General features: G+C 42.8%; 9 protein-coding genes and 1 pseudogene. 4 read left to right on the top strand and 6 right to left on the bottom strand.

Annotation, left to right across the window (positions count from 1 at the left end):
- Positions 1-218: 218 nt before the first annotated feature.
- The gene (locus PCORN_RS14155; RefSeq protein ID WP_036081869.1) at positions 219-2,495 is read right to left on the bottom strand and encodes a ribonucleoside-diphosphate reductase subunit alpha; all 2,277 of its coding nucleotides are present in this window, start codon (positions 2,493-2,495) and stop codon (positions 219-221) included.
- Between the two features lie 435 nt (positions 2,496-2,930).
- Positions 2,931-4,271: pseudogene (locus PCORN_RS14150) on the bottom strand (MATE family efflux transporter).
- A gap of 190 nt (positions 4,272-4,461) precedes the next feature.
- Between PCORN_RS14150 and PCORN_RS14145 the strand changes: the two are divergent.
- Complete coding sequence (locus PCORN_RS14145) at positions 4,462-4,809, top strand: YxeA family protein (RefSeq protein WP_036081868.1); 348 nt, start codon at positions 4,462-4,464, stop codon at positions 4,807-4,809.
- A 32-nt stretch (positions 4,810-4,841) separates the two neighbouring features.
- Positions 4,842-5,183, top strand: coding sequence for a YxeA family protein (locus PCORN_RS14140; protein WP_036081867.1), 342 nt, complete (start codon positions 4,842-4,844; stop codon positions 5,181-5,183).
- Between the two features lie 101 nt (positions 5,184-5,284).
- Here the strand turns inward: PCORN_RS14140 and PCORN_RS14135 are convergent, their stop codons facing one another.
- Positions 5,285-6,703, bottom strand: coding sequence for an aminotransferase-like domain-containing protein (locus PCORN_RS14135; protein ID WP_036081865.1), 1,419 nt, complete (start codon positions 6,701-6,703; stop codon positions 5,285-5,287).
- A gap of 180 nt (positions 6,704-6,883) precedes the next feature.
- Here PCORN_RS14135 and pdxS point away from each other — a divergent pair, with 180 nt between their 5' ends.
- Together pdxS and pdxT are read left to right on the top strand one after the other, a co-directional pair.
- The gene (pdxS, locus tag PCORN_RS14130) at positions 6,884-7,771 is read left to right on the top strand and encodes a pyridoxal 5'-phosphate synthase lyase subunit PdxS (protein ID WP_036081863.1); all 888 of its coding nucleotides are present in this window, start codon (positions 6,884-6,886) and stop codon (positions 7,769-7,771) included.
- A gap of 1 nt (position 7,772) precedes the next feature.
- Positions 7,773-8,339, top strand: a complete 567-nt coding sequence (pdxT, locus tag PCORN_RS14125) for a pyridoxal 5'-phosphate synthase glutaminase subunit PdxT (RefSeq protein ID WP_036081861.1) — start codon at positions 7,773-7,775, stop codon at positions 8,337-8,339.
- A 237-nt stretch (positions 8,340-8,576) separates the two neighbouring features.
- Here pdxT and pta read toward each other — a convergent pair whose 3' ends face one another.
- The 3 genes from pta to PCORN_RS14110 form a co-directional block, all read right to left on the bottom strand.
- Entirely contained in the window at positions 8,577-9,554 is a 978-nt protein-coding gene (gene pta, locus PCORN_RS14120) for a phosphate acetyltransferase (protein ID WP_036081859.1), read from the bottom strand.
- Between the two features lie 192 nt (positions 9,555-9,746).
- Positions 9,747-10,466 carry a pseudouridine synthase gene (locus PCORN_RS14115; protein WP_036081857.1) on the bottom strand — a complete coding sequence of 240 codons (720 nt, stop codon included), beginning with the start codon at positions 10,464-10,466 and terminating at the stop codon, positions 9,747-9,749.
- A 101-nt stretch (positions 10,467-10,567) separates the two neighbouring features.
- Positions 10,568-10,792 (bottom strand): helix-turn-helix domain-containing protein, encoded by a 225-nt coding sequence (locus PCORN_RS14110; protein ID WP_036081855.1) that lies wholly within the window; start codon positions 10,790-10,792, stop codon positions 10,568-10,570.
- Positions 10,793-11,046: the final 254 nt, after the last annotated feature.

Genomic DNA, 11,046 nt, shown 5'->3' with positions numbered 1-11,046 from the left:
CTTATATTGGGACTGTAACTCATTACATATCGAACAGTCCCAACAAAGCGGAGCATACTAGTGTATGTGATGACTGAAAGCAGGGAGGGAGTCGTATCCCCGACCATGCGAGAAGTTAAGCGTAACTACTCTTGTGTAGCAGAACCGGAAGTCCATCAAATTGAGGCGAGGCGAGCGCTTGCCGCCGATTTACATCGTATATGAACTATTTTAAGTTATCAGCTTGAGCACCATTCGCACTCTTCTACATCGATATCATTCGAACGGACATAATACGTCGTTTTCAAACCTTCACTCCAAGCCAACATGTGAAGTTCTAACAATTTACTTGCTTTAATTCCACTTGGTACATAGAAGTTGAAGCTTTGTGATTGATCGACATGGCGTTGACGGCGACCGTTTTGGCGGACACTTGCGAATTGATCCACCTGGTACGCGCCTTTGCCATAGTATGGGTATGTTTTAAGCGAAAGATCTGGCGCAATGACTGGGCGACGATAATCTTTCTTCTCTTCATAATAAAACGGACTGAAAATTGGATCGATGGATGCCGTTGAGCCTGCGATTTGCGCTGTACTCATGTTCGGAGCAACAGCTAGCAGGTACGCATTCCGGATACCATTTTTAGCAACATCTGCTGCAAGTTCTTGCCATGCATCCGATGTATAACCGCGACGTTCGAAATATTCGCCAGTATTCCAATCACTACCTTTAAAGACGGAGTACGTGCCTTTTTCTTTACCTAAAGCCGCGCTCGCTTTGATGGTTAGGAAATTGATTTGCTCGTATAGCTCATCGGCAAAAGTTTCAGCTTCTGCGCTATCCCAAGCGATATTTTTAAGGGCAAGCAAGTGATGCCAACCAAACGTTCCAAGGCCAATCGAGCGATATTTTTTGTTCGTAATCGTTGCTTGCGGTACTGGAAGCTCGTTCAAATCGATCACATTATCCAGCATCCTGACTTCAATCGCAATCAAACGTTCCAACGTATTTGGATCTTCCGCCGTAACAGCGCGACCTAAGTTCACAGAAGACAAGTTGCAAACAACGAAATCGCCGGCTTGTTTTGTAATCACGATTTGGTCCCCACTAATGATTTCTTGAATCATCCTCGTCGGACTCATATTTTGCATAATTTCAGTACACAGATTACTAGAGTAAACCATTCCCGCATGTTTGTTAGGATTCATCCGGTTGACTTCATCACGATAGAACATGAACGGATTACCCGTTTCCAGTTGGCTCACCATAATGCGTTTCATAATATCAATCGCCTTCACGATTTTTCTGCTCACCGTTTCATCCATCACTAACTCTTCATATTTCTCGCGGAACGAGCCGTCACCTTTTTGCTCATCGTAGAAATCTTGTAGGTACCAGCCTTTTTTCTCTTTGACTTCATGTGGATCGAATAGGTACCAGTCACCACGACGCTCGACAGCTTCCATAAATAAGTCTGGCATACAAACAGCTGTAAATACGTCATGTGCCCGTAAACGTTGGTCTCCGTTGTTTAGGCGAAGGTCTAGGAACGCTTCGATATCTTTATGGAAAACGTCCAAGTAAACCGCAATCGCGCCTTTACGTTGGCCTAATTGATCGACACTAACCGCCGTATTGTTCAGTTGTTTAATCCACGGAACAACGCCACCACTAGCACCGCGCACGCCACGAATCGCAGAACCCGAAGAACGCACATAACCAAGATAAGCACCAACACCACCGCCATGTTTACTTACGCGCGCCACATCGGTATTGCTATCGTAAATCCCTTGCAAACTATCGTCCACTGTATCAATGAAGCAACTCGATAATTGTCCACCGACTTTACCAGCATTGGCAAGTGTTGGTGTCGCTACTGTCATGTACAAATTGCTAAGCGCCCAATAAGCTTCGCGAACTAAATCCATCCGCTTGTCTTTCGGCTCATCTTGCATCAAATAAAGCGCAATTGTAAGCCAACGTTCTTGTGGCAACTCATACACATTACGCGCTTGATCCGTTGCCAGGTAACGCGTTGCCAATAAATACAAACCATTATATGTGAAAAGTTTATCTTTCTCTGGATCAATCATGTCACCAGCTTCGATTAACTCATCTTTCGAATAGTTTTTCAAAATGCTACCAGAATAAATACCACGTTCGCCAAGGCTTTCTTGTAAACCAACATACGAACCATATTTATCATCGTCATTGTAAAAACGGCTTTTGCTCGCTTTCTTATATAACTTGTTCAAATAAAGTCGTGCTGCGAATAATTCCCATGCTGGAAGATGAATATCCGTACGCGCCTCTGCTTCACGAATCAAGTAATCCACAAGCTCGTCCGCCGCGTAGTCCTCTTTCTTCTCAATAAACGTAAACACTTTACGCTTGTAATCTTCCATCTCTAAGGCTGGAAATTCTGCATGAATCGTGTCCAGATATCTGTTTAGTCGTTCCTTGTCGAAAGGTAGTTTGCGATTCCCTCCGTCTTTCACTATGTAAGTCGTCATTTGTAGTCCCCATTTCTTCCCAATATTTCAAGTTAAACCTGGTCTCATTCACCTATCGAAACGAGCCTCATCCGAACAAAAAAATTAACTTTTGCAAAAGTCTGATCCTTTGTAAAAGTTAAAATAGCATTTCATGTTTTAACGGCTTCCGATACTATATATAGTACCTCGTTTAGAATGTGAATGCAAGATATTGTGTCTGATCATTTTTCCAATAATCGATACGAAGCGTTTCATCTCAAAGGTTTTCGGATTTTAAATTTATTTTCAAGCCAAATTCTTTGTGAACCAGACTACAAAAATCGTATTTGTCAACCACTACAAGTTGTGATTAAAGCACTATCCTATACCATATTTAGTGGCAGGATTTTTATGGTTTTTTTATTTCACAAACATTAGAAAATCCATGCCGATTTGGACACGGATTTTCTAACTTTATTGTATTTTACCAAAAATATGCTTGCGTCTCGCGTATATCACGATGGACAAGGCCACCACAGCTTCGGAAAGTGGAATCGATGCCCAAACACCTTCTGCCCCGAAAAATGGCGGTAAGATGAGTAGGAATGCCACCATGAACAGCATTTCACGTGCAACTGTAATCCAAATCGCCATACCAACTCGGCCACTCGTTTGGAAATACGTCATCATCACGAAGTTGAAGCCCATAAATAGATACCCCGCAAAAAAAAACTCGCACAGCGACCGTCGCCAAATCAACAATCTCCTGGCTAAACGTGCCGAACATCGCTACAATATGGCCTGCTCCGAAAAATCCACCAACGAAGAAAACAAAACCTGTTCCAATCGCCGTAATAATCGCAAGCCTCATTGTTTGTTGCTCCCGATCTTGTTGTTTCGCGCCACGATAGTAACTAATCAGTGGCTGAATTGCCGAACTCATACCCAGGAACAACATCAAAATAACACTATGCGTATAGTTCAATACAGAAAACGCCGCGACGCCTGCTGTGCCCGCAACTGCTGCAATCGCGATATTGTAACCCATCGTGAACACAGACAAACCAAGCTCCGACAAGAAACTCGGTAATCCGATAGAGAATGTTTTTGTAAGCGAACTTTTTGAAAAGCGGAACTTCACGAATTTTAAGCGCGAAGATTTTTTTGAAAAAAATGGGTGGATAGTACGCCGATGCCGATTGTAACCGCAATGATCGTCGCACCTGCCGAACCGCTAACGCCCCAGTCCAAAATGAATAGGAAGTAATAATTCAACATCACATTCACGACAGCCGTCACAATTAACGCGACCATCGAGAGATTCGGATCGCCATCATTACGTACGAAAATACTCAAAATATTTTCAATCGTAAACGCAAAACCGAACATCAGCAAAATCGTCATATAATCCATCACGTACGGCAATGTCTCAGAATTCGCACCCAACACGTTCGCCAGTGGCACCCGAAACATAAACGCAATCGCGGCCAATGTAATCGTAATTAAAAACACCATTATAATAGAACGAGAAAAAATGCGTTGCGCCTCCGGAATGTTCTTTTCACCCAGTGCGAACGAGTATTGCGTCGCCCCACCAATCCCAATCCAAAGCGAGATCGCCGTAAAAATAGAGAACACCGGCACCGCAATATTAATCCCAGCAAGCGCTACCCCACCGAGTCTATGTCCTACAAAAATCCCATCCGTCACAATATTCACCGACATCAGCAACATCCCAACGAGCGAAGGAATTAAATACCTTAGAAAAACCCTCAAAACCGAGTCCGTTTCCATTCTTGTATCCATTTCTTTCATAATTTTTCACTTCCTAACCTAACGTTAATTAGTCAACTATACCATTTAATCACATTATCGAAAAAAATGCAACATGACAGCCAACATTGCAAAATTGTAAGGTTCGGCATCCCTTTTGTTAGTTAAGAAGCGGGAAACAAATCTTTAGGCACGATATAATAAACGTATCAAGTAAAGGAGCTGACATCCTATGAAAAAACTAATGATCACACTCATCGTTATCGTTATTATCATCGGTGGCGGATTGCTAGCCATGCGTTTTGTGAATTTCAATCGAATGGGTGCTGACACATACTACGTCAAAATAACAACAGATGGTAAAAAAACGAGCGGTCAAGCGAGCGATGGTTCCACTTACACAGACTATAACTACGATTTCACAGGTTACAATGAAGATGGTAAGAAGAAGCAATTAGAGCTTATCGCCCAAAAGAACTTACGCAAAGGCGCGTATCTCGAAGTATTCGTAAAAGAGGATAAAGGCGTAACATCCTACGAAGAGGTCAAACAAGCTGACATTCCAAAAAAAAGCCGCTGATCAATTAAACTAGTGAAGGAAGGTTGAGAAAAATGAAAAACAAAAAAGGATTGTTACTCTCATTAGCAGGACTGTTGATTGCATTATGTGTCGTATTTGAATATGGCATGCCCTCAGACGCTGCTGCCAAAGCCTATTTTGTCGATGTGCATACGAATGGTAAACCGATTCAGAAAAACCAATTTTCCGGCTATAAATATACGTTAAAAGCGTATAAAAAAGACGGAAGTTCGGAAAACATCACATTTTACTCACCTGACAAACTAGCGAAAAACAAGAAATTCAAGATTCATGTCACAAATAATCAGTTTGTAGCAAATTACAAACAAGTTAAAAAATTACCATCCACAGTTCAATATTATGCAGAACAATAAAAAATGGTGTTACATTTGAGGATAATCGCCTTTCATGTAACACCATTTTATTTTGATGTGCTCCTAATCATGTTTTTTAGAACAATGAAAACGAATAAATCCTATCTAGTAATAATGTCAGCTAATTTTTTCTGAATATCTATTAATTCCGTTTCATTTAATCGCGCAAAAGTCAGTCTAATCGAGGGCTCTTTAATACCAAATAAAAAAGCTGGCATCACAAGTAATTTATGTTCTAAGAAAATATCAAAATCCCGATTCATCCACATTTTATTTTCAGGTAAATGGCACCATAGATGAAATCCGCCTTCTGGGATGTGGTACGTAACTCCATTCGGCAAATGAGCGATAAGTGTGTCCCTTTGCGTTCTTAGTGTTTCTTGTAACCAAACGATATGTTTATCGAAACCAGGATCATTCAAAACGTGATTCGCCAAAACTTGTGGGAAAATACTAAGTCCAAAGTCCATTTCTTGACGTGCTTCGGCAAGCCTTGTCACGACAGCTGCGGGGCCCAGAAGCCAACCGATACGCGTCGTAGAGCCCATTACTTTTGATAAAGAACCGATGTATAGAACATTATCAGGGTCTATTTTTTTTAGAAGTGGCGGCATCGCCTGGTCGGTAAAAGCTAGCATACTGTATGGATCATCCTCTACAATTGGAACTTGAATTTTGGCACATAATTTCACAAGCGCTTCCCGGCGTTTTACGCTCATTGTTAAGCTTGTCGGATTTTGAAAAGTTGGATTGACAAATACCATTTTAATGCGATGCTTGCGGTAAAGTTGCTCCAGCTCGTCCAATTTCACGCCGTTTTCGTCCATTGGTAATGCATAGATTCGCAGACCAGCTGACTGGAATATCGAGAGCGCATAGAAATAAGATGGTGATTCAATCGCAATTGCGTCACCGCTTGTTAGCAGGCATTGTGTAATTAAGAATAGAGCTTGTTGCGCGCCTGATGTGATAAAAATTTGATCAAGGTTGGTTTTGACATCATGGTCTCGTGCAATCATGTCGCGAATCGTTTCTTTTAACGGCTGATATCCTGCTGTATCTTCACTATCTTCTTCCGCTAGAAAACTTTGCCACGATAGCGCCGGCGTCGATATTTTTGGAATGAGATGAACTGGAAGCTCTCCCGAAGCAAGATCGATTACATCATCAGGAGATTCGTGCAGAAGCTGTTTCATTTTATCCATGTAGGGCGTTGCTTGCAAAAAGGAGCCCTGAGTCACATAATGACGCCAGTTTGTTTTTTGACCGGTAAAAACGCCCCACTTATCTTCGCTGATACGCGTGCCACTGCCTTGTTTACGAGTGATGATACCGCGCGCACTGAGTTCGTCGAGCGCTTTGACGAGTGTGGAGCGATTAACATGAAGCATGGTGGCGAGCTCACGTTCGGCTGGGATTTTGTCGCCGGGGAGTAGTTTTCCTGTTTCAATGTAAGCCTCGATAAGCGTTACGATTTGTTGGTAGATCGGGAATGATTTTGTTTTTGTAATTTTCCACATGGGTTTGATTCGCCTCCTTTTCAGTGGAATATAGTGGCACGGGCTTCTTCAAAAATTCTCTATTGGACCACCTAAACCTCCACCAATTGGCTGTTCCTTTAATTTTGGTTTTAGCTTACCATATAGAGGTACAGGTTTCCAAGGCAGAAGTTCTACATATATAAAGGAGGAATGGATCAAATGGAAAAACAAACTGGTAGTGAGTTGGTAAAAAGAGGTATGGCGCAAATGCAAAAGGGCGGCGTTATCATGGACGTCATTAATGCAGAACAAGCAAAAATCGCGGAGGACGCTGGGGCTGTCGCTGTCATGGCGCTAGAACGGGTGCCTTCTGATATTCGTGCAGCTGGTGGCGTCGCACGTATGGCTGATCCGCGTATTATCGAGGAAGTGATGAATGCGGTTTCGATTCCAGTCATGGCGAAGGCTCGTATTGGTCACATTTCTGAAGCTCGCGTACTCGAAGCGATGGGCGTCGATTATATCGATGAAAGTGAAGTTTTGACTCCTGCTGATGATGAATTCCACCTTCTAAAAAGCGATTTTACCGTACCTTTCGTATGCGGTTGTCGAGATCTTGGCGAAGCGCTCCGCCGTATCGGTGAAGGAGCCTCCATGCTTCGTACAAAAGGAGAACCCGGAACTGGAAATATCGTGGAAGCCGTTCGCCACATGCGCAAAGTGAACAGCCAAATTCGCAAAGTCAGCGTGATGAGTGACGACGAACTGATGACCGAGGCTAAACTTTTAGGCGCTCCGTATGAACTTTTAAAAGAAATTAAAACACTTGGCAAATTACCGGTCGTGAATTTCGCTGCTGGTGGTGTCGCGACGCCTGCGGATGCTGCTTTGATGATGGAACTTGGCGCGGACGGTGTTTTCGTTGGATCTGGTATTTTCAAATCGGATAACCCAGCTAAATTTGCGAACGCAATCGTGCAAGCAACGACTTATTTTACAGACTACGAACTGATTGGCAAACTTTCCAAAGAACTTGGTGCACCCATGAAGGGAATCGAGATTTCTCGTTTGAACCCTGAAGATCGTATGCAAGATCGAGGCTGGTAAAATGAAAAAAATTGGCGTTTTAGCGCTACAAGGTGCTGTATCAGAACATTTGGACGCGATTTCACGAACTGGTGCCACTGCGGTTGCTGTGAAACATCCCGATCAGTTACACGACCTTGACGGACTCATTTTGCCTGGCGGCGAAAGCACGACAATGCGCCGTCTCATGAAGAAGTACGATTTATTTGAAACGATTCAAGCTTTCGCGAAATCTGGAAAAGGTATTTTTGGGACATGTGCGGGCTTGGTTTTGACGGCACGCGAAATAGACGGTAGCGACGACGAAACACTTGGTTTAATCGATACCGTTGTGATGCGAAATGGTTTTGGCCGGCAAAAAGATAGTTTTGAAGCAGCGATCGAGATAAAAGGTTTGAAAGGCGATCCATTTCCAGCGGTTTTCATCCGAGCGCCTTACATCGCTTCCGTTGGTGAACAAGTTAGCGTCCTCGCAACGATTGATAACAAATGCATTGCAGCCCAACAAGGAAAAATTCTCGTCACCGCATTTCATCCTGAATTAACAGGAGACACACGCTTACTTGAGCTTTTCATTGCGTCACTATAAATAAAAAACGAGCCTAAGGTAAAACTCCATCAAGATAAAAATCGCCTTACCCATTTTATTTCAGGTAAGACGAAAATCAAGATTCACACAAAGCGAGCGAAAGCGTTTGTATTCAGGGGATTTGGCGGAAACCGGAAGCGGAGCATACTAGTGTATGTGAGAACCGGAAGTCCGCCAAATCCCCTGAATGCGAGCGCTTGTCGCCGATTTATTTGGGTTATACCCCTAAACATGGTATTATTCTGCTACAGCTTGTGCCGCAGTGATCAGTGTTAAATTGTAAACATCCTTCGTATTACAGCCACGAGAAAGGTCATTCACTGGCGCGTTCAAGCCTTGTAAAATCGGACCTACAGCTTCAAAATTACCAAGACGTTGCGCAATTTTGTAACCAATATTTCCTGCTTCTAGACTTGGGAAAATGAACACGTTCGCGTCACCTTTAAGAACAGAATCAGGCGCTTTGCTCGCTGCTACGGAAGGAACGAACGCCGCATCAAATTGGAACTCGCCATCCAATACTAAATCAGGCGCTTTTTCTTTCGCAATCGCAGTTGCCTCAGCTACTTTCTCTGTTTCCTCCGACTTAGCGGAACCTTTTGTCGAGAAGCTAAGCATAGCAACGCGTGGATCAATACCGAATACCGAAGCCGTTTCCGCACTAACAATCGCGTTTTCCGCCAAATCTTGTGCAACTGGCGCAATATTAATCGCTACATCACTGAACACATATTTTTCGTCGCCGCGTACCATAATCATGGCGCCAGCTACTTTTGAAATGCCAGGTTTTGTTTTGATAATTTGTAGCGCTGGACGAACCGTGTCCGCTGTAGAATGCGCTGCGCCACTTACAAGCCCGTCCGCTTTGCCTGTGTAAACTAGCATCGTACCAAAGTAGTTCGGGTCAACGAGGATTTTACGCGCGTCCTCTTCTGTTGCCTTGCCTTTACGACGTTCCACAAATGCTGCAACCAACTCGTCAAAAAGTGGATCTGTCGCTGGCTCATGAATCGCGATGCCCTCCAAAGATACGTTTAGTTCCTTCGCTGTCGCTGCAATCGCCGTTTTATCGCCTAAAAGAATCGGAGTTACAATACCATCTTTCAAAAGTTCCGCCGCCGCACCAACAATACGCGCATCTTCGCCTTCTGGTAGAACAATACGTAGACCTTTTCCTGCTACTTGCGCTTTTAACGTTGTAAATAAATCACTCATAATTTCTTTTTCCTCCAATTAAATAATAATATGATATCTCCATTCTACTATGAATCCAGGCACTTTGACAGCAATACAAATCGACTATTACAGTTTAAAATGAATAGCCTTTGTATCAATACAGTAGCGAACAGCCATTCAAAATACTTTATCCAACTGTAGCGGCCGATTAAAATTCATGACTAGTACAGTTTACTTTTCAAATGTTGTCAATGCGGTCAACTCGGCTGGAGTTAACGGACGATATTCTCCGAGTGCAAGCGTTTCATCTAGATGCAGAGCCCCCATCCGCAAGCGTTTCAAGTAAATAACCTGTTTCTCAACTGCCTCAAACATCCGCTTCACTTGGTGGAACTTCCCTTCTTGAATCGTTACTTCCACATCAGAAACCCCATTTTCAACCTGCAAAATAACTAATTCCGCCGGCTTACACGTGTAATTATCCGAAATAGTAACGCCGTCTCTAAAAATCGTGATATCCGCTTCCGTTACAACGCCTTCGATTTTCGCAAAATATGTCTTATCCACATGCTTTTTAGGAGATAATAAATTATGCGCCAAAACACCGTTATTCGAAATAAGCAGCAATCCTTCTGTATCTTTATCCAAACGTCCGACTGGGAAAAGTTTTTTCAATCGATCTCGTTCATCTAATAAATCAATGACCGTCTGATCCCAATTGTCTTCTGTCGCACTAACAACGCCTGGTGGTTTATTCATCATCAAGTATGTAAATTCTTCATACAAGACAGATTCTCCGTATACCTCCACCAAATCTTGCGCAACATCTATCTGAAATTTCGCTTCCTTTTGACGCACATCATTCACGGTAACGGCACCATTTTTCAGTAGCTGTTTCACTTCTGTCCTGCTTCCAAAACCACTATTGGCGAGCAATTTATCTAATCTCATTCCTTCAAACGCCTCCATACCCGATTTGCATTTCTTCTATATATAATCCATTCTACCGTTTATTTCGAGTCCTGACAATCTGATTTTCCGGTGAACTTTCGTTATGTATACGGTCGATATTTTTTGCGGAGTGTCACTTGCTCATTCTTTCGTGCTTCCAGATCAGCTCTAAAGAATAAACTAACTTGCCCCTTTTCTACGCGCCCTATTTTCCCACGCTTTACTAGCAACGACAAAGCTTGTTTGGAAATTCCTAAAAACATGGCGGCTTCTTCCGTCGTAAAAAAATATTTTTCCAGTAGGACGATAGCTTTCTTTTTGTCCATGCCCGCTCACCTGCTTTCTATCGTTATTTTACTGGATATCAGATGCTTTTTTCAACTCTTAGCCTAAAAATGCTTTCATCTAATTCTAAAAAAGGCTATACTTAGTCTGTTAAGAGTATTGAAATGGAGGTATTTCATATGAATCCAATCATAGACCATCTGCGGAATCATCGTTCTTTTCGTAAATATCAAACGGATAAAAACGATTCCAAAGGCGCAATTAGACAGTATTATTCGTTCTGCTCAAAGTGCCC

This window comes from Listeria cornellensis FSL F6-0969 (genome assembly GCF_000525855.1).
GTDB lineage: Bacteria > Bacillota > Bacilli > Lactobacillales > Listeriaceae > Listeria_A > Listeria_A cornellensis.
This window is presented reverse-complemented; position numbering and strand designations above follow the sequence as displayed.